This is a genomic window from Mycolicibacillus trivialis (genome assembly GCF_002102395.1).
GTDB classification, from domain to species: Bacteria; Actinomycetota; Actinomycetes; order Mycobacteriales; family Mycobacteriaceae; genus Mycobacterium; species Mycobacterium triviale.
In genome coordinates, this window is record NZ_LQPZ01000018.1 from 95651 (window position 1) to 113394 (window position 17744).

Here is a 17744-nt window from a genome sequence, read left to right on the forward strand (position 1 = left end):
ACGACATGACCCGTTTCGGCTACACGTTGATGACCGAGCAGAGCGGACCCGCCGACCTGGTCCGCCACGCCGTTGACGCCGAGCAGGCCGGCTTCGACTTCCTGGTCTCCAGCGACCATTTCACCCCGTGGCTGGCCAGCCAGGGCCACGCCCCCAACGCGTGGGCGGTGCTCGGCGCGGTGGCCCACGCCACCGAGCGCGCCCACCTGTACTCCTACGTCACCTGCCCGACCATGCGCTACCACCCGGCCGTCGTCGCCCAGCAGGCCGCCACCGTGTCGCTGCTGTCGGAGGGCCGCTTCACGCTGGGACTCGGCAGCGGCGAGAACCTCAACGAGCACGTGATCGGGGAGGGCTGGCCGAGCGTGGCAAGCCGCCAGGACATGCTGCGGGAGGCCATCGAGATCATCTCCGCGCTGCTCGACGGCGAGCCGGTGACCTGGCACGGCGACTACTTCTCGGTGGAGATGGCCAAACTGTGGGACCCGCCCGAGCAACCCGTCGGCATCGGGGTGGCGATGGCAGGCAGGCACGGCATCGCCAAGCTGGCCACCCTTGCCGACCACCTCATCGCCGTCGCCCCGGACGCCGGCCTGGTCCACGACTGGCACAGCGCCCGCCAGGCCGCCGGGTTGGCAGGCGGCGGTCGCATCGTCGGACAGATCCCGGTCTGCTGGGACCGGGACCGCGACGCCGCCATCGCCCGCGCCCACGACCAGTTCCGCTGGTTCGGCGGCGGCTGGCAGGTCAACGCGGAACTGCCCACCCCGGCCGCGTTCGCCGCCGCCACCCGCTATGTGCGCCCCGAGGACGTCGCCGAGGCGATCGCCTGCGGACCCGACCTGGACCGGATCGTCGAGGCGGTACGCGCCTACCGGGAGGCCGGCTTCACCGACATCGCGCTGATCCAGATCGGCGGGAACCACCAGGAGGAGTTCCTGGCCGAAGCGGCCGACCCGCTGCTGACCAAACTGCGTGCCGCCGTCGCCTGACCCGGGCGCGGATTGGCGCCGCCCCGTTCCGGGTATGGCTAACCCGACCGACGGGGCCGATCCGAGGGAGGCGATCGCGATGACACAGCAGGACTCACCCGCGGACCCACTCGACGACGCGGTCCGACTGGACGCGCTGACGGTGGAGTCCACCGGTGTGCCCGCACCCGGCAACCCCGACCCCGACGACATGGCGGCCGACGTGGCGGGCGGATCGGTCGCCGAGGCCATCCGCGAACCCGCCGATGAGGAGGAATCCGCCATGACCGACCGACTGCAGGGCCGACGCGTCGCCATACTGGCCGCCGACGGCGTCGAACGCGTCGAATACGAACAGCCCGTCGACGCGCTGCGCGAGCAGGGCGCCAGCACCGAACTGATCTCCCTGGCGGCCGGCGATATCCAGGCCCGCGACCACGACCTCGAACCGGCCGGCAGCTTCCCGGTGGACCGCCCGGTCGGCGAGGTGTCGGTCGAGGACTACGACGCGCTGGTACTGCCCGGCGGCACCGTGAACCCGGACAAGCTGCGCAGCGACGACACCGCGGTCGCCTTCGTCCGCGACTTCGTCAACTCCGGCAAGCCGGTCGCCGCCATCTGCCACGGCCCGTGGACGCTGGTGGAGGCCGGGGTGGTGGCCGGGCGCACCGTGACCTCCTACCCGAGCCTGCGCACCGACCTGCGCAACGCCGGCGCCGACGTCGTCGACAAGGAGGTCGTGGTCGACCAGAATCTGATCACCAGCCGCTCGCCGGACGACCTGCCGGCGTTCTGCGCCACCCTCATCGAGCAACTCGCCGCCTGAACAGCCGGAACAGCGGCGGGTTTCACCGCGCGGCGACCCGGGTATCCGATCACCATGACTGATCCCGACAACCCCATCGACTATGCCCGGACCACGCAGCACCGCGCCGGCATGGTGATGAAGGACCGCCGCGAGGTGCCCGGTGCTGCACTGCTGGTCTTGGCCGTGGTCTGCCTGGTCGGTTTCATGACCTCGTTCGCGATGGGCAGCACCGCCTGGACGGTCGGCTTAGGGGTCGCCGCCCTGGTCGCCGGTGCCGCCGGCGCGGCCTGGATCCTGCTCGGTCGACGCCGCGCCGCCGGCCTCGGCGACGACCGGTCCCGGTCCTGACGCCTAGGTCGCGCCACCCGGTGCGTCGACGACAACCGGGTTGAGACCCAACGCGCCGGTCGCGAACCGGCACACCGTCGCCACGGCAACCTGTGCCGCCTCGTCGTGACCGGTGCGGGCGCGGTGCCGGACCTGCTCGGTGACCGGGTCCAGCACCACCTCGGCGAGCAGCTCACCGGTGGTGGGCTCACAGACCGCCCAGGTGAATCGGGTCTCGTTCGCCCAGCCGTCGACCACCCCGGCGACGTAGCCGGGGTCGGTCTCGCCGAGATCGGCCAGCGCGACCCGGTCATCGACACGTTCGTCGGCGCGCGGCGCCCGCAGGTACCAGGCGCCGGCGTTGATCTCCACCGGTTCCACGGTCGGGGCCTACTTGATCTCGGCCAGCACCGTTCCCTGGGTGATCGCGGCGCCGGCTTCGACGGCCAGGCCGGTGATCACGCCGTCCTTGTGGGCGGTGACCGGGTTCTCCATCTTCATCGCCTCCAGGACGGCCACCAGATCGCCGGCGGCGACCTCCTGGCCCTCCTCGACGGCGACCTTGACCACGGTGCCCTGCATGGGTGCGGTGACCGCGTCGCCGGAGGCGGCGGCACCTGCGGCCGCGCTGCGCTTGCGGGCCTTGGGCTTCTTGCGGAGGGCGCCTCCGCCCCCGCCGCCGTTGCCCAGCGCCAGATCACCCGGCAGCGACACCTCCAGGCGGCGCCCACCGACCTCGACGACCACGGTCTGGCGCGGCAGCGCGTCGTCCTCGTCGATCGGCTCGCCGCCGGTGAACGGCTCGATGGTGTTGTCGAACTCGGTCTCGATCCAGCGGGTGTGCACCGAGAAACCGTTCTCGTCGCCGACGAACGCCGGGTCGCGCACCACCACCCGGTCGAACGGGATGACGGTGGCCAGCCCCTCGACGTGGAACTCGTCGAGGGCCCGGCGGGCACGCTCCAGCGCCTGGGTGCGGTCGGCGCCGGTGACGATCAGCTTGGCCAGCATCGAGTCGAACTGCCCACCGATCACCGAACCGGTCTCCACCCCGGAGTCCATCCGGATGCCGGGGCCGGTCGGCGGGTCGAACCGGGTCACCGGGCCGGGGGCGGGCAGGAAGCCGCGCCCGGCGTCCTCGCCGTTGATCCGGAACTCGATGGAGTGCCCGCGCGGCTCGGGGTCCTCGGTGATGTCGAGCTTCTCGCCGTTGGCGATGCGGAACTGTTCGCGGACCAGGTCGATGCCGGAGGTCTCCTCGGTGACCGGGTGCTCGACCTGCAGCCGGGTGTTGACCTCCAGGAAGGAGATCAGCCCGTCCTGGCCGACCAGGTACTCCACGGTTCCCGCGCCGTAGTAGCCGGCCTCCTTGCAGATCCGCTTGGCGGACTCGTGGATCTCCTTGCGCTGCGCGTCGGTGAGGAACGGCGCGGGGGCCTCCTCGACCAGCTTCTGGAAGCGGCGCTGCAGCGAGCAGTCGCGGGTGCCGGCCACCACGACGTTGCCGTGCTGGTCGGCGATGACCTGCGCCTCGACGTGGCGGGGCTTGTCCAGGTAGCGCTCCACGAAGCACTCGCCGCGGCCGAACGCGGCGACGGCCTCACGGGTGGCCGACTCGAACAGTTCGGGGATCTCCTCGATGGTGCGGGCCACCTTCATGCCGCGGCCACCGCCGCCGAACGCGGCCTTGATCGCGACCGGCACGCCGTACTCCTGGGCGAAGGCCACCACCTCGTCGGCGTCCTTGACCGGGTCCGGGGTGCCGGGCACCAGCGGCGCCTTGGCGCGCGCCGCGATGTGCCGCGCGGTGACCTTGTCGCCGAGGTCGCGGATCGACTGCGGGCTCGGCCCGATCCAGATCAGTCCGGCGTCGATCACCGCCTGGGCGAAGTCGGCGTTCTCGGAAAGGAAGCCGTAGCCGGGGTGGATGGCGTTGGCGCCGGACTTCTGGGCGGCCTCCAGGATCTTCTCGAACACCAGGTAGGACTCCGCCGAGGTCTGCCCGCCCAGGGCGAACGCCTCGTCGGCCAGCCGCACGTGCGGCGCGTCGGCGTCGGGCTCGGCGTACACCGCCACGCTGGGCAGTCCCTCATCCCGGGCCGCCCGGATCACTCGAACCGCGATCTCCCCGCGGTTGGCGACGAGCACCTTCTGGATCCGTGAGCTGGCGTGACTGGGCACTTGGCCTCCTACTCGGGCGTGGTCCGTGGACAGATCTCTAAGAGAAGTCTTTAAAGAATGTAGCCGACGAGGCAGTCTAAGCGTTGCGCAACCGGCGCTTGATTCGGGCCAGCATCGCCGACATGCCCCGAACCCGCAGCGGCGAGATCAACTCGGCCAGCCCCAGCGCGGTGTAGAAATCGTCCGGCACCGCCAGGATGTCGGCGGCCGGCTGGCCGTCCAGGCCGGTGGCCAGGATCGCGGCGAACCCACGGGTGGTGGGCGCCTCGGCGGGCGCGGAGAAGTACAACCGCACCCGGCCCGGGTCGCCGGCGTCGACGTCGAGGAACAGCGGTGATTGGCATTCGGGCACCGGCTCCATCGCCGCCTCTTGCAGTTCGGCGGGCAATGGGGGCAGTTCCTCGGCGAACTCCAGCAGCAGCGCCAGCTTGTCCTGGCCCTCCACCTCGGCGAAATCCGAGATCACCTCGGCCAGCGGCGCAGGCAGTGACGACGGTGCGGTCATTACCGCGGCAGCTCCCCGGGCTCCTCGCCGGCGACGATCGGCACCCGCACGGTGTTGCCCCACTCGGTCCACGACCCGTCGTAGTTGCGCACACCCGGCTTGCCCAGCAGGTAGGTCAACACGAACCAGGTGTGGCTGGAGCGCTCGCCGATGCGGCAGTAGGCCACCGGCTCGTCCTCGGGCTTCAGGAAACCGTAGAGCTCGTCGAGTTCCTCACGGCTGCGGAACCGGCCGTTGTCGGTGACCGCTTTGCTCCACGGGATCGACACCGCGGTGGGGATGTGGCCGCCGCGCAGCACACCCTCCTCCGGGTAGTCGGGCATGTGGGTGCGCTCGCCGGTGTACTCCTGCGGGGAGCGCACATCGATCAGCGGCTGCTTGCCGAGGATGGCCAGCACGTCGTCCTTGTAGGCGCGGATCGGGGCGTCGTTGCGCTCCACCACCGGGTAGCCGGTCGTGGTCTTGGTGGGCACGTCCAGGGTGGTCTCGCGGCCGTCGGAGAGCCACAGGTCGCGGCCGCCGTCGAGCAGCCGGACGTCGGGGTGACCGAAGAGGGTGAACACCCACAGCGCGTAGGCCGCCCACCAGTTGCTCTTGTCGCCGTAGATCACCACGGTGTCGTCGCGGGCGATGCCCTTGCGGTCCATCAGCGCGGCGAACTCCTCGCCGGTGAGGTAGTCGCGCACCGGGTGGGTGTTCAGATCGGTCACCCAGTCGATCTTGACCGCGCCGGGGATGTGCCCGACGTCGTAGAGCAGGACGTCCTCGTCGGATTCGACGACCACCAGCCCGGGTTGGCCCAGATTGGCCGAGAGCCAATCGGCGGTCACCAACCGTTCCGGGTGGGCGTAGGACTGCAGGGCAGGGCTGGGGTCTGGTGGTACTGGCACAGGCCCGAGCCTACTCATCACACCCGCGACTGTCGTGCGGCGTCGGTCACATTCCGAGGGCGACCTCGTAGGCGACCGCGAAACGCAGTCCGCCACTGCGCGGCCGGAACAGCGCGCCCGCGTTCGGGCACCAGCTGACCACCCGCAGCAATCGGGTGCCCGGGGCGAGTCGACGCCGCACCATGTCGGCGAGCGCCGAGCGCAGTCGTTCGGTGTCGTAGCGGTCGATCTCCCGCGGCACCAGGATGTCCCACATCGTCTCTTCCACCGGCATGCACGCCAGTGTGGCCCGTGCGTCGCGCGAGTGTGGCATTGGTCACGGTGTGCCTTCGTTGCAATCCGGTAACGGGGCAACCCCCGCTTACCGCCACCAGTCACCGCCCCAGTCACCGCGAGTGAAGCCTGAGGGCGGAAAAATGCGAAAAATACCGCCACAGAACAACACTCGGCGTGGCCGGGCGGGTCTGGGCGGTCTGTGCGGGCTTGGCGTGGCTGGGCGGTCTGTGCGGTCTGGGCGGGGCTGGGCGTCAGCCGGTCCACAGCCGGGCGACGGGGACACCGAGGCGGGCCAGCAGGGTGCGCGTCAGCGGCAGGCTCAGCCCGATCACGTTGGAGGGATCGCCCTCGATGGCGTCGACGAACCAGCCGCCGAGACCGTCGAGGGTGAACCCCCCTGCCACACCGATGGGTTCGCCGCTGTCGAGGTAGGCGGTCAGGTCCTCGGCGGTCGGGGTGGCGAAACGCACCACGGTGGAGCCGACGCCGTCGGCGCGGCCGGTGAGGGCGCCGGACTCGACGCGCAGCACGCAGTGGCCGGTGTGCAACCGCCCGGTGCGCCCGGCGGCGGCCCGCCACTGTGCGCGGGCCGCCGGCACCGAGCCGGGTTTGCCGCAGAGCCGGCCGTCGAGTTCGAGCATGGAGTCGCAGCCGATGACGACACAGTCGAGGGCCGTGTCGGGATCGAGGGCGGCGGCCACCGCGGCGGCCTTGGCGGCGGCCAACTCGCCGACGACCTGGTGCGGCGTCGGGTCCGAGCCGAGCGCGGCGATGGCGGCGTCCTCGTCGACCCCGGAGACCACCACCAGCGGGTCGATCCCAGCGTTGCGCAGCACGCCGAGCCGGCCGGTCGACGCCGACCCGAGGACGACCCGGGTCACCGGCGGATGTGCGTGCGCTCCAGCAAGGTGACCCGCGCCCAGCTGTGGATCGAGTACCGCAGCTTGTCCACCGGGTGGCCCCACAGGTTGCGCTGCGCGGGCCCGGCGGGCGCCGACGAACCGGACGCCCCGCCGAATACCGCGACCAGGGCGGCCACCTCCTCGTCGGTGGGCTCGCCGCGCAGCACGCGGATCTGCGCGGCGCGGGTGGCGGCCTCGTCGGCCGACGGCGTCTCAGCGGCCTCGCTCACAGCGCCGCCGTCACTCACTCCACTCGCCGCGCTCACAGCGGAATGTTCCCATGCTTCTTCGGCGGCAGCTGCACGATCTTGCGTTCCAGCAGCCGCAGCGAGTTCGCGATGTAGCCGCGGGTGTGCGACGGCGGGATGACCGCGTCGACGTAGCCGCGCTCGGCCGCGATGTACGGGTTGACCAGGGTGTCCTCGTACTCCTGCTGCAACTCCAGGCGCAGCGCGTCGACGTCCTCGCCGGCTTCGGCGGCTTCCTTCAGCTTCTGGCGGTAGACGAACCCGACCGCGCCGGAGGCACCCATCACCGCGATCTGGGCGGTCGGCCAGGCGATGTTGACGTCGGCGCCCATCTCCTTGGAGCCCATCACGCAGTAGGCGCCGCCGTAGGCCTTGCGGGTGATCACGGTGATCTTGGCGACGGTGGCCTCGCCGTAGGCGTAGAGCAGCTTGGCACCGCGGCGGATGATGCCGTCGAACTCCTGGCCGGTGCCGGGCAGGAACCCGGGCACGTCGACGAGCATCACGATCGGGATGTTGAAGCAGTCGCAGGTCCGGATGAACCGCGCCGCCTTCTCCGAGGCCTTGATGTCCAGGCAGCCGGCGAACTGGGTGGGCTGGTTGGCCACGATGCCCACGCTGCGGCCCTCGATGCGCCCGAACCCGACCACGATGTTCTGCGCGTAGCCGGACTGCACCTCGAGGAACTCGTCGTCGTCGAGGATCCGGGTGATGACCTCGTGCATGTCGTAGGGCTGGTTGGGCGAGTCCGGGATCAGGGTGTCCAGGTCGATGTCCTCGGGGGTGAGGTTGTCCTCGATCGGGCCCTCGGCGACCGGCTCGTCGTAGCGCGGCGGGTCGGCGTAGTTGTTGACCGGCAGGTAGCTCAGCAGGTCCCGCACGTAGTCGAAGGCGTCCTGCTCACCGGAGGCCACATAGTGGGCGGTGCCGGATTTGGCCATGTGGGTGTGGGCGCCGCCGAGCTCCTCCTGGGTGACCTCCTCACCGGTGACGGTCTTGATGACGTCGGGGCCGGTGATGAACATCTGGGAGGTCTGGTCGACCATCACGATGAAGTCGGTGAGCGCGGGGGAGTAGACGTGCCCGCCGGCCGCCGCGCCCATGATCAGCGAGATCTGCGGGATCACCCCGGAGGCGATGATGTTGTTGTGGAAGATCTGGCTGTAGAGGCCCAGCGAGACCACGCCCTCCTGGATGCGGGCACCGGCGCCGTCGTTGATCCCGATCAGCGGGCGGCCGGTCTTGATCGCCAGCTCCTGGACCTTGACGATCTTCTCGCCGTACACCTCGCCGAGGCTGCCGCCGAACACGGTGGCGTCCTGGGAGAAGATGCAGACCTCGCGGCCGTCGATGGTGCCGTAGCCGGTGACCACCCCGTCGCCGAGCGGACGCTTCTCGGCCATCCCGAAGTTGGTGCTGCGGTGCCGGGCCAGCGCGTCGAGTTCGACGAAGGAGTCCTCGTCCAGCAGCGCCAGGATGCGCTCCCGGGCGGTCAGCTTGCCCTTGGCGTGCACCTTCTCCACGGCGGCCTCACCGACCGGGTGCAGCGTCTCGGCGGTGCGCCGCTTGAGGTCGGCCAGCTTGCCGGCGGTGGTGTGGATGTCGATCTCGTGCTCGGCCGCGGGTTCGACCGCATCGGCCGCAGAGTCCCTAACGCTCGTCATAGGTGACGAGCTTAACCGCGTTTCCACCGGCTCCGGCCGCGGGGCGGCGCCGACGCGCGGCGGGCCGGTTCAGGCCACCCGATTCCGCCCCGGCGACCCGGCGGTGACCTGCTGGACGAAGTCGCCGATGTGCGCCAACGCCCGCCGGCCCTCCGGCAACACGTCGGCGGCCAGCGGAAAGTCGTGGATCTGACCGTCCCACACGTGCAGATCGCAGGACACGTCGCTGGCGGCCAGCCGTTGCGCCATCAAGTCGGCGTCGGCCAGCAGCAACTCGGCGCCGCTGGCATGGATGGTGACCGGCGGCAGCTGCGACAGGTCGGCGTCCACCGGGGACAGCGCGGTCTCCTGCAGGTGGTGGCTGAACACCGCCAGCGCCCGCCCGGGGAACATCGAACAGCGGCGCGCGTTGCGGTGGGCCAGTTTCCGGGCCGGGTCGATGTCGGTCAGCGGGGAGATGGCGGCGATCCCGGCCGGATGGCAGAGGTCGGCGCCGATCGCGGCGAGCGCCACCATGAACGCCAGGTAGCCGCCCGCCGAGTCGCCGGCGACCACGATCTGCTCGTCGCGGTAGCCGCGCCGACGCAGCCAGCGCAGCCCGGCCAGCGCGTCACCGACGGCGTCGCCGATCGGATGGCGCGGCAGCATCCGGTAGGCGACGTTGAGCACCGCGGCGTCGGCCGAGCGGGCCAGGCGGCTCACCAGCGAACGATGGGTGTTGAGCCCGCAGGTCAGAAACGCCCCACCGTGCAGATACAGCACCGCGCGGCGGGTCGACCCGTTTGCCGGCCGCAGCCATTCGGCGGCGCAGTGCTCCAGCCGGACCGCCTCGATGCCGGCGGGGCGGCGGGCCAGCAGCCCGGCGCAGCGGTCGACCGCCTCGAACGGCCAGCCCAGGTCCGGCTGGGCTGCCCACACCCGCACGATGTTCTTCACGACAAACCTGCTGGCCAGCTCCACGGCCACCGACTGCGGGCTGCGGCGGCGATGGACCCGCCGGGCGAGCGAGCGTTCGAAACCGGTCATCTGTGGTCAACTCCTCGGTTGTCTACCAGGAGTACCCCGCCGTCGGTGAAGTAACCGCAGACGTTTGCCGCGGCCGCCACCGTGGCATCCGGCCGGTGATGGCAACCGAGATGGAGGCCGGCCGAGCCGGCCACGGAGACCGCGCGGGCAGCGCACCCGCCGGCGCGGTCGGCGTCGTGATGATCACCCACAACCGGCGCACGGAGACCCTGGACACCCTCGAGCACATGAGCCGGCTGCCCGACGCCGGACCGCTGGTCCTGGTCGACAACGCCTCCACCGACGGCACCGCCGATGCCGTCGCCGAGCGGTTTCCGCAGGTGCGGCTGGTCCGCAGCCGGACGAACCTGGGAGCGGCCGGCCGGACCCTGGGGGTGCCACTGGCCGGCACCGACTACGTCGCGTTCTGCGACGACGACACCCGCTGGCAACCCGGCACGCTGACCCGGGCCGCCGCACTGCTCGACGCGCACCCGGAGTTGGGCGTGGTGGTCGGGCAGTACCTGGTGGAGCCCGACCTGCGCGAGGACCCGCTCACCCCCGAGCTGCGCGACTCGCCGCTGCCGCGCCCGGATTGGCTGCCCGGCCCGGCGCTGCTGGGCGGGATGGCGGGCACGATGACGGTGCGCGCCTCCGCCTACCGGCAGGTCGGCGGCTTCTCACCGCGGCTGCTGCTCGGCGGCGAGGAGGAGTTGTTCGCGATCGACCTGGCCGCCGCCGGCTGGTGGATGTGCTTCGCCGAGGACGTGGTAGTCCACCACGCCCCGTCGGCGGCCCGCGACCCGCGCCGCCGGCGCCAGGTCGGCATCCGTAACACGCTGTGGACGGTGTGGCTGCGCCGCCCGGTCCGCAGCGCGCTGCGCCGCACCCGGGCGGTGCTCGGCTCGGCGCCGCGCGATGCGGCCACCGCGGCCGCGGTGCTGGAAGCGCTGCGGGGGCTGCCGTGGGTGCTGCGCGACCGGCGGGTCGCGCCGGCCGGCGTCGAAGCCGCGCTGCGCCTGCTGGAGGAACCGCAGCGCCACTCGGCGGCACGCCGTTACGTGGGCTGACCGGCGGGCGCCCGGCAACGCGATTTCCTACCCTGCTTGGGATGCGCACCGATATCGCCACCATGCTGCTGGACCGCGCCGGCGACCACCGGCCGGGGTTACGCACCCGCGAACGGGACTGGACTTGGGACCAGGTGGTCGACGAGTCGGCCGCGCGCGCCGCGCTGGCCCATACGCTGCGCCGCAACGGCCCGTTCCACATCGGGGTGCTGCTGGACAATGTCCCGGACTTCGTGTTCTGGCTCGGCGCGGCCGCACTGGCCGGGGCGACCGTCGTCGGCATCAACCCGACCCGCGGCGCGGGGGAACTGCGCGAAGAGATCGCCCACGCCGACTGCCAGCTGATCATCACCGACACCGCCGGGCGGGACCGCCTCGCCGACGCCGGCATCGCCCTGGGCGCCGACCGGGTGGTGTGCATCGACGACCCCGACTACCGCCGCCGTGTCGAGGCACACCGCCGCGCACCGGCGGCAGCCGACGGCGTCGGCGCGGATTCCCTTTTCCTGCTGCTGTTCACCTCCGGCACCACCGGCGCGGCCAAGGCCGTCCGGTGCAGCCAGGGTCGGCTGGCCCGCATCGCGTACGCCGCGACCGAGAAATTCGGCCACGTCCGCGACGACGTGGACTACTGCTGCATGCCGCTGTTCCACGGCAACGCGATCATGGCGCTGTGGGCGCCGGCGCTGGCCAACGGCGCCACGGTCTGTCTGACGCCGGTGTTCTCCGCCTCCCGTTTCCTCGACGACGTCCGCTACTTCGGGGCCACGTTCTTCACCTACGTCGGCAAAGCCCTGGCCTACCTGATGGCCACCGACGAGCGCCCCGACGACGCCGACAATCCGCTGGTGCGCGGGTTCGGCACCGAGGCCTCCCCGGAAGACCAGGCCGCCTTCCGCCGCCGGTTCGGCGCTGAGCTGTACGAGGGCTACGGGTCCAGTGAGGGCGGCGGCGCGGTGGCCCGGGATCCGGCCGCACCGCCCGGCGCGCTGGGCCGGCCCGCCCACCCCGGGGTGGCCGTCGTCGACCCCGAGACGCTGCGCGACTGCACCACCGCGGTGTTCGACGCGGACGGCCGGTTGACCAATCCCGATGCGGCGGTAGGGGAGATCGTCGACAAGCAGGGGGCCGCCGCCTTCGAGGGCTACTACAAGAACGACGCCGCCGACGCCGAACGGCTGCGCCACGGCTGGTACTGGACCGGCGACCTGGGCTACCTCGACGCCGACGGATTCCTGTATTTCGCCGGACGCCAAGGGGACTGGATCCGGGTCGACGGTGAGAACATCTCGGCGCTGACCATCGAACGGGTACTGTGCCGCCATCGGCCGGTGATCGCGGCGGCGGTCTACGCGGTGCCCGACCCCCGCTCCGGCGACCAGGTGATGGCCGCCGTGGAAGTCGCCGACCCGCACCACTTCGACACCGCGGCGTTCGCCGACTACCTCAGCGCGCAGAAGGATTTGGGCGCCAAGGGAATCCCACGGCTGCTGCGACTGTCGGCACGGCTGCCGGTGACCGGCTCCAACAAGATCCTCAAACGACGGCTGCAGGCCGAAGCCTGGCACACCGGCGACCCGCTCTACCGCTGGGTCGGCCGCGGAACACCGGTCTACACCGCGGTGGACGCGGCCCAACAGCACGAGCTGGACGCCGAGTTCGACCGCCACGGCCAGACCCGCCGGCTACCGGCCGGGGCCCGGCGCCGCTGAATCGCGCGCACGGCACCGGCGCCGGTGAGTAGGTTGGCCGGGTGACGACCGACCCCGACACCGCCCGCCCACCCCTGGATGCCGCCGCGCTGCGCGCCCGGCTCGCCCCGCCGTGGCGGGAGCTGGAGGTGGTCGACGAGACCGGCTCCACCAACGCCGACCTGCTCGCCCGGGCCGGCTCCGGAACCGACGTCGACGGCCTCGTGCTGCTCGCCGAGCACCAGACCGCCGGGCGCGGCCGCCATGGCAGGCACTGGTCGGCGCCGCCGCGCTCCCAGCTGTCGCTGTCGGTCGGCGTGCGCGCCGACGGGGTGCCGTCAGCGGCCTGGGGCTGGCTGCCGCTGGCCACCGGGGTGGCGGTGGCCGACGCGCTGGCCGGCCTCGACGAGACGCGCACCGGGCTGAAATGGCCCAACGACGTGCTGGCCGGGGACCCGCCGGGCAAGCTGGCCGGGATCCTCGCCGAGGTCGCGGCGCCGGCCGCGGTCATCGTCGTCGGGCTCGGCCTCAACGTCACCATGACCGCCGAGGAGGCGCCCGACCCGGCGGCCACGTCGCTGTCGCTGCTGGGAGCGGCCACCGACCGCACCGCGCTGGCCGCCGCGGTGCTGCACGCCCTGGGTGCGCGCATCGACGCCTGGCGCCGGGCCGGCGGCGCCGACGCGGCGCTGATCGACGACTACCGCCGCCACAGCGTCACCCTGGGCCGGCGGGTCCGGGCGATCATGCCCGGCGACCGCACCCTGGCGGGCACCGCGACCGGCGTCGACGACCTGGGCCGGCTGACCGTCGACACCGGCGGGCAGACCGTGGCGGTCTCCGCCGGCGACATCACCCACCTGCGCGGGATCTAGGGCGGCCGCCGTGGGATACCCGCACAGCGTGCTCGCCGACGACGAACAAGTGGTGCTGCACCGGCACCCGCACTGGAAACGGCTGGTCGCGCCGGTGCTCACCCTGCTGCTGGCCACCGGGCTGGCGTCGTTCGGGGCGGCGGTGGTCAGCACCCAGCACTGGGAACCCACCGCCACCAACGTGGTCTACGCGGTGATCGCCGCGATCTGGCTGGTGCTGGTCGGCTGGTTCACGCTGTGGCCGTTCCTGGCCTGGCTGACCACCCACTTCGTCATCACCGACCGGCGGGTGATGTACCGGCACGGACTGTTGACCCGCAGCGGGATCGACATCCCGCTCAACCGGATCAACAGTGTGGAGTTCACCCACCGGCTGACCGACCGGATGCTGCGCACCGGCACGCTGATCATCGAATCGGCGTCCCAGGACCCGCTGGCGTTCTACGACATCCCGCGCGTCGAGCGCGTCCACTCACTGCTGTATCACGAAGTCTTCGACACGTGGGACGACTCCGGCCGCGGCAACAGGGGGCCGGGCTGACCCGGGCGGCGGAACAGCGACACCTTGCCGCTTTCCAGGCCGTCCTCGATCGCCTCGACGAGCGCGCCGTCCTCGAGCACCGCGCCCATCAGTGCCTCGGCCGCCGGCTGCGGGTCCGGCTCGGCCACCAACTCGCTCACCCCGCCCAGCTGGTCGGGGAAGACCCACCGGCGGAACGCCCAGAACCGGAACGCCATCTGCAGCAGGTTGCCGACCAGGTAGGCGGCGATGAAGTCGGCGATGTTCTCCACCGTCAGCGACACCATCGGCGCCCGCAGCTGCAGCACGTAGCTGGAGAACCACAGCGGCGCCATCGACAGCAGCACCCCGACCCCGCTGAACGCGAAGAACAGCAGCGCCTCGTGGTGACGTTCCCGGCCGCCGCGGTCGCGGAAGCTCCACTCCCGGTTGAGGATGTAGGAGGCGATCACCGCCACGATCCCGGAGATGATCTTCGCGGTCACCGGCTTGGGTTCCAGCACGGTCAGCTTCAGCGTGTAGAAGATCGCCGAGTCGATGATGAACGTGGTTCCGCCGACGATGGCGAACTTGATCAGCTCATGATGGCGTTCGGCCAGCGGGCGGACGGCCCGCGGCAGGCGCGCGATCGTGGCGTCGGTGAATGACACAACGATCCAGTGTACGGTCCACCCGCCCGCCATGTAAAAACACTGTGATAACCGTCGCGCGCGGGCATGGCACCATGTTGCGGTGCCGTCTGCCCCCAACCCCGGTGCCGGACCGCCGTTGGTCGCGATGATCGGCGCCGGTCAACTGGCCCGCATGACCCATCAGGCCGCGATCGCGCTCGGCCAGAGCCTGCGGGTGCTCGCCGTCGACCGCGACGATCCGGCCGCCCAGGTCACCCCCGACGTGGTGCTGGGCTCCCACACCGACCCGGCCGCGCTGCGGCGCGCCGCGGCCGGGGCGACGGTGGTGACCTTCGACCACGAACACGTGCCCGGCGACCTGCTGGCCGAACTGGCCGCCGGCGGGGTCAACCTGGCGCCGCCGCCGCAGGCGCTGCGCCACGCCCAGGACAAGCTGGTGATGCGTCGGCGCCTGGCGGATCTGGGCGCGCCGATGCCGCGCTACCTGGCGGTGGACGACCGCGCCGGGCTGGACGCGGTGGCCGGGTTCGCCGAACGGGTCGGCGGCGCGACGGTGGTCAAAGCCGCCCGCGGCGGCTACGACGGCCGCGGCGTGGCCATGGCCGACGACCCGGCGGCGGCCCGCGACCTGGCCGCCGGCTACCTCGACGGCGGCATCCCGGCCCTGATCGAGGAGCGGGTGGCGATGCGCCGCGAACTCGCCGCGCTGGTGGCCCGCTCGCCGTTCGGGCAGGGCGCGGCCTGGCCGGTGGTCGAAACCGTCCAGCGCGACGGCATCTGCGTGCAGGTCATCGCCCCGGCCCCCGACCTGCGCGACGAGCAGGCCCAGCAAGCCCAGCAGCTGGCGTTGCGGCTGGCCACCGAGCTGGAGGTGGTCGGGGTGCTCGCGGTGGAGCTGTTCGAGACCGCCGACGGTGCCCTGCTGGTCAACGAGTTGGCGATGCGCCCGCACAACTCCGGGCACTGGACCATGGACGGCGCGGCCACCAGCCAGTTCGAGCAGCACCTGCGGGCGGTACTGGACTACCCGCTGGGCGACACCGACCCGGTCGTGCCGCTGACCGTGATGGCCAACGTGCTGGGCGCGGATCAGCCGCCGGCGATGACCCTCGACGAACGGGTGCACCACCTGTTCGCCCGGATGCCCGACGCCCGGGTGCACCTCTACGGCAAGTCCGAGCGGCCCGGCCGCAAGATCGGCCACGTCAACCTGCTCGGCGACGACCGGGTGGATTCGGCGATGCTGCGCGAACGGGCCACGCTGGCGGCACACTGGTTGGCACACGGGCAGTGGCCCGACGGCTGGGACGCCCACGCCGGCGGCCGGCCCGGTTCGCGCAGCGAGGAGAAGGAGCCGCAGCCGTGACCTCTTCGGCGAAGCCCCGGGTCGGGGTGATCATGGGCAGCGACAGCGACTGGTCGGTGATGTCAGATGCCGCGCACGCCCTGGCCGAGTTCGACGTCGCCTTCGAGGTCGGCGTCGTCTCGGCGCACCGCACCCCGCAGCGCATGTTCGACTACGCCCGCAGCGCCGCCGACCGCGGTATCGAGGTGATCATCGCCGGCGCCGGCGGCGCGGCGCACCTGCCGGGCATGGTCGCCTCGATCACGCCGCTGCCGGTGATCGGGGTCCCGGTGCCGCTGGCCCGGCTCGACGGGATGGACTCGCTGCTGTCGATCGTGCAGATGCCGGCCGGGGTGCCGGTGGCGACGGTGTCGATCGGTGGGGCCCGCAACGCCGGGCTGCTGGCCGTGCGCATCCTCGGCGCCGCCGACGTCGCACTGCGGGAGCGGATGGTGGCCTTCCAGGGCCGGCTGGCGGAGACCGCGCTGGCCAAGGACGCCGCCCTGCACGATAAAGTTACCGGCGAGTAGCGCTAAGGAGGCTGTGATGGCTGAGTGGACCGGGAACCCGAGCTTCGATGTGTTCCGACTGCCCGAGGAGCACGACGAGTTGCGGGCGGCGATCCGGGCGTTGGCGGAGAAGGAGATCGCTCCGTATGCCGCCGAGGTCGACGAGCAGTCGCGCTTTCCCGAGGAGGCGCTGGCGGCGCTGAACTCCTCGGGGTTCAACGCCGTGCACGTGCCCGAGGAGTACGGCGGGCAGGGCGCGGACTCGGTGGCCACCTGCATCGTCATCGAGGAGGTGGCCCGGGTGTGCGCGTCGTCGTCGCTGATCCCGGCGGTGAACAAGCTGGGAACCATGGGGCTGATCCTGGCCGGCTCGGAGGACCTCAAGCAGAAGGTGCTGCCCGGCCTGGCGGCGGGGGAGACGATGGCCTCCTATGCGCTGTCGGAGCGGGAGTCCGGCAGCGACGCGGTGGCGATGCGCACCCGCGCGGTGCCCGACGGCGACGACTGGATCCTCAACGGCACCAAGGCCTGGATCACCAACGGCGGCAAGTCGACCTGGTACACGGTGATGGTGGTGACCGAGCCGGACAAGGGCGCCAACGGGATCTCGGCGTTCGTGGTGCACGCCGACGACGAGGGTTTCACGGTGGGGCCCAAGGAGAAGAAGCTGGGCATCAAGGGCTCACCGACCACCGAGCTGTACTTCGAGGACTGCCGCATCCCCGGGGATCGGATGATCGGGGAGCCGGGCACCGGGTTCAAGACCGCGTTGCGCACGCTGGATCACACCCGCCCGACGATCGGGGCGCAGGCGGTCGGGATCGCCCAGGGCGCGCTGGACGCGGCGATCGAATACACCAAGGACCGCAAGCAGTTCGGCCGTCCGGTCGCCGACAACCAGGGTGTGCAGTTCATGATCGCCGACATGGCGATGAAGCTGGAGGCCGCCCGGCTCATGGTCTACCGCGCCGCGGCGCGCGCCGAGCGCGGTGAGCCGGATCTGGGGTTCATCTCCGCGGCCAGCAAATGCTTCGCCTCCGATGTGGCCATGGAGATCACCACCGACGCGGTGCAGCTGTTCGGCGGGGCCGGCTACACCATCGACTTCCCGGTCGAACGCATGATGCGCGACGCCAAGATCACCCAGATCTACGAGGGCACCAACCAGATCCAGCGCGTGGTGATGAGCCGCGCCCTGCTGCGCTGACCCCGGCGCGCGCGCCCGCGCGCGGCCTGCGCTCGCGCCCACGCCGCCCGCCGAACAGCTGCACCGCGTCGGTGGTGATCTCCATGGCCACATCGGAGGCGAAGCATTTGCTAGCAGA

20 protein-coding genes and 1 pseudogene are annotated in these 17744 nt (G+C 71.6%); 10 read left to right on the forward strand and 11 right to left on the reverse strand.

Annotation, left to right across the window (positions count from 1 at the left end; translation table 11 throughout):
- Nucleotides 1-5 precede the first annotated feature (5 nt).
- The 3 genes from AWC30_RS08790 to AWC30_RS08800 all read left to right on the forward strand — a co-directional run bounded on the left by AWC30_RS08790 (nucleotide 6) and on the right by AWC30_RS08800 (nucleotide 2127).
- Nucleotides 6-992 carry a TIGR03557 family F420-dependent LLM class oxidoreductase gene (locus AWC30_RS08790; RefSeq protein ID WP_085109840.1) on the forward strand — a complete coding sequence of 329 codons (987 nt, stop codon included), beginning with the start codon at nucleotides 6-8 and terminating at the stop codon, nucleotides 990-992.
- A gap of 262 nt (nucleotides 993-1254) precedes the next feature.
- A complete protein-coding gene (locus AWC30_RS08795; RefSeq protein WP_085109841.1) occupies nucleotides 1255-1797 on the forward strand; it encodes a type 1 glutamine amidotransferase domain-containing protein in 543 nt (180 codons plus the stop codon).
- 54 nt (nucleotides 1798-1851) lie between these two features.
- Nucleotides 1852-2127 (forward strand): hypothetical protein, encoded by a 276-nt coding sequence (locus tag AWC30_RS08800; protein ID WP_085109811.1) that lies wholly within the window; start codon nucleotides 1852-1854, stop codon nucleotides 2125-2127.
- Between the two features lie 3 nt (nucleotides 2128-2130).
- Here the strand turns inward: AWC30_RS08800 and AWC30_RS08805 are convergent, their stop codons facing one another.
- The 9 genes from AWC30_RS08805 to AWC30_RS08845 all read right to left on the reverse strand — a co-directional run bounded on the left by AWC30_RS08805 (nucleotide 2131) and on the right by AWC30_RS08845 (nucleotide 9798).
- A complete protein-coding gene (locus AWC30_RS08805; RefSeq protein ID WP_085109812.1) occupies nucleotides 2131-2487 on the reverse strand; it encodes a hypothetical protein in 357 nt (118 codons plus the stop codon).
- A 9-nt stretch (nucleotides 2488-2496) separates the two neighbouring features.
- On the reverse strand, nucleotides 2497-4287 hold the full coding sequence (locus tag AWC30_RS08810) for an acetyl/propionyl/methylcrotonyl-CoA carboxylase subunit alpha (RefSeq protein ID WP_085109813.1): 1791 nt from the start codon (nucleotides 4285-4287) through the stop codon (nucleotides 2497-2499).
- A 76-nt stretch (nucleotides 4288-4363) separates the two neighbouring features.
- The gene (locus tag AWC30_RS08815; RefSeq protein WP_085109814.1) at nucleotides 4364-4792 is read right to left on the reverse strand and encodes a SufE family protein; all 429 of its coding nucleotides are present in this window, start codon (nucleotides 4790-4792) and stop codon (nucleotides 4364-4366) included.
- Nucleotides 4792-5682 carry a sulfurtransferase gene (locus tag AWC30_RS08820; RefSeq protein ID WP_085109815.1) on the reverse strand — a complete coding sequence of 297 codons (891 nt, stop codon included), beginning with the start codon at nucleotides 5680-5682 and terminating at the stop codon, nucleotides 4792-4794. Before AWC30_RS08820 ends, AWC30_RS08815 begins: the two co-directional genes overlap by 1 nt.
- Before the next feature lie 46 nt (nucleotides 5683-5728).
- Nucleotides 5729-5956, reverse strand: a complete 228-nt coding sequence (locus AWC30_RS08825; RefSeq protein WP_234808002.1) for a hypothetical protein — start codon at nucleotides 5954-5956, stop codon at nucleotides 5729-5731.
- Nucleotides 5957-6209: 253 nt separating this feature from the next.
- A complete protein-coding gene (locus AWC30_RS08830) occupies nucleotides 6210-6839 on the reverse strand; it encodes a Maf family protein (protein WP_085109816.1) in 630 nt (209 codons plus the stop codon).
- Nucleotides 6836-7090: an acyl-CoA carboxylase subunit epsilon gene (locus tag AWC30_RS08835; RefSeq protein ID WP_085109817.1), complete on the reverse strand. Its 255-nt coding sequence runs from the start codon at nucleotides 7088-7090 to the stop codon at nucleotides 6836-6838. The genes AWC30_RS08830 and AWC30_RS08835 overlap by 4 nt, the downstream gene beginning before the upstream one ends.
- Nucleotides 7091-7122: 32 nt before the next feature.
- Nucleotides 7123-8772, reverse strand: coding sequence for an acyl-CoA carboxylase subunit beta (locus tag AWC30_RS08840; protein ID WP_085109818.1), 1650 nt, complete (start codon nucleotides 8770-8772; stop codon nucleotides 7123-7125).
- Between the two features lie 69 nt (nucleotides 8773-8841).
- Complete coding sequence (locus AWC30_RS08845) at nucleotides 8842-9798, reverse strand: alpha/beta hydrolase (protein WP_085109819.1); 957 nt, start codon at nucleotides 9796-9798, stop codon at nucleotides 8842-8844.
- A gap of 98 nt (nucleotides 9799-9896) precedes the next feature.
- Between AWC30_RS08845 and AWC30_RS08850 the strand changes: the two genes are divergently transcribed.
- Genes AWC30_RS08850 through AWC30_RS08865 form a run of 4 tightly spaced genes read left to right on the forward strand, consistent with a single transcriptional unit; the run spans nucleotide 9897 to nucleotide 13954 of the window.
- A complete protein-coding gene (locus tag AWC30_RS08850; RefSeq protein WP_234808003.1) occupies nucleotides 9897-10847 on the forward strand; it encodes a glycosyltransferase family 2 protein in 951 nt (316 codons plus the stop codon).
- 41 nt (nucleotides 10848-10888) lie between these two features.
- Entirely contained in the window at nucleotides 10889-12559 is a 1671-nt protein-coding gene (gene casI / locus AWC30_RS08855) for a steroid-22-oyl-CoA synthetase (RefSeq protein ID WP_085109820.1), read from the forward strand.
- A gap of 41 nt (nucleotides 12560-12600) precedes the next feature.
- Nucleotides 12601-13413 (forward strand): biotin--[acetyl-CoA-carboxylase] ligase, encoded by an 813-nt coding sequence (locus tag AWC30_RS08860; protein ID WP_085109821.1) that lies wholly within the window; start codon nucleotides 12601-12603, stop codon nucleotides 13411-13413.
- Between the two features lie 10 nt (nucleotides 13414-13423).
- Entirely contained in the window at nucleotides 13424-13954 is a 531-nt protein-coding gene (locus AWC30_RS08865; RefSeq protein ID WP_085109822.1) for a PH domain-containing protein, read from the forward strand.
- Here AWC30_RS08865 and AWC30_RS08870 read toward each other — a convergent pair.
- Nucleotides 13897-14583, reverse strand: coding sequence for a GtrA family protein (locus AWC30_RS08870; RefSeq protein WP_085109823.1), 687 nt, complete (start codon nucleotides 14581-14583; stop codon nucleotides 13897-13899). The two genes, AWC30_RS08865 and AWC30_RS08870, sit on opposite strands and share 58 nt — an antisense overlap.
- Nucleotides 14584-14710: 127 nt before the next feature.
- Here AWC30_RS08870 and AWC30_RS08875 point away from each other — a divergent pair, with 127 nt between their 5' ends.
- Genes AWC30_RS08875 through AWC30_RS08885 form a run of 3 tightly spaced genes read left to right on the forward strand, consistent with a single transcriptional unit; the run spans nucleotide 14711 to nucleotide 17626 of the window.
- A complete protein-coding gene (locus AWC30_RS08875) occupies nucleotides 14711-15931 on the forward strand; it encodes a 5-(carboxyamino)imidazole ribonucleotide synthase (protein WP_109561993.1) in 1221 nt (406 codons plus the stop codon).
- Nucleotides 15928-16440 (forward strand): 5-(carboxyamino)imidazole ribonucleotide mutase, encoded by a 513-nt coding sequence (gene purE, locus AWC30_RS08880; RefSeq protein WP_264000534.1) that lies wholly within the window; start codon nucleotides 15928-15930, stop codon nucleotides 16438-16440. Before AWC30_RS08875 ends, purE begins: the two co-directional genes overlap by 4 nt.
- A gap of 16 nt (nucleotides 16441-16456) precedes the next feature.
- Nucleotides 16457-17626, forward strand: coding sequence for an acyl-CoA dehydrogenase (locus AWC30_RS08885; RefSeq protein ID WP_085109825.1), 1170 nt, complete (start codon nucleotides 16457-16459; stop codon nucleotides 17624-17626).
- 46 nt (nucleotides 17627-17672) lie between these two features.
- On the opposite strand, the pseudogene AWC30_RS18045 reads toward AWC30_RS08885, so the two are convergent.
- Nucleotides 17673-17744: pseudogene (locus AWC30_RS18045) on the reverse strand (hypothetical protein); the annotation flags it as partial.

What these genes read in the sequence shown, in the direction of transcription:
- AWC30_RS08845 (WP_085109819.1), bottom strand. Translation starts at nt 9,798, where the DNA reads ATGACCGGTTTCGAACGCTCGCTCGCCCGGCGGGTCCATCGCCGCCGC.
- AWC30_RS08850 (WP_234808003.1), top strand. Translation starts at nt 9,897, where the DNA reads ATGGCAACCGAGATGGAGGCCGGCCGAGCCGGCCACGGAGACCGCGCG.
- AWC30_RS08815 (WP_085109814.1), bottom strand. Translation starts at nt 4,792, where the DNA reads ATGACCGCACCGTCGTCACTGCCTGCGCCGCTGGCCGAGGTGATCTCG.
- AWC30_RS08885 (WP_085109825.1), top strand. Translation starts at nt 16,457, where the DNA reads ATGGCTGAGTGGACCGGGAACCCGAGCTTCGATGTGTTCCGACTGCCC.
- AWC30_RS08795 (WP_085109841.1), top strand. Translation starts at nt 1,255, where the DNA reads ATGACCGACCGACTGCAGGGCCGACGCGTCGCCATACTGGCCGCCGAC.
- AWC30_RS08800 (WP_085109811.1), top strand. Translation starts at nt 1,852, where the DNA reads ATGACTGATCCCGACAACCCCATCGACTATGCCCGGACCACGCAGCAC.
- AWC30_RS08840 (WP_085109818.1), bottom strand. Translation starts at nt 8,772, where the DNA reads ATGACGAGCGTTAGGGACTCTGCGGCCGATGCGGTCGAACCCGCGGCC.
- AWC30_RS08825 (WP_234808002.1), bottom strand. Translation starts at nt 5,956, where the DNA reads ATGCCGGTGGAAGAGACGATGTGGGACATCCTGGTGCCGCGGGAGATC.
- AWC30_RS08875 (WP_109561993.1), top strand. Translation starts at nt 14,711, where the DNA reads ATGATCGGCGCCGGTCAACTGGCCCGCATGACCCATCAGGCCGCGATC.
- AWC30_RS08790 (WP_085109840.1), top strand. Translation starts at nt 6, where the DNA reads ATGACCCGTTTCGGCTACACGTTGATGACCGAGCAGAGCGGACCCGCC.
- casI (WP_085109820.1), top strand. Translation starts at nt 10,889, where the DNA reads ATGCGCACCGATATCGCCACCATGCTGCTGGACCGCGCCGGCGACCAC.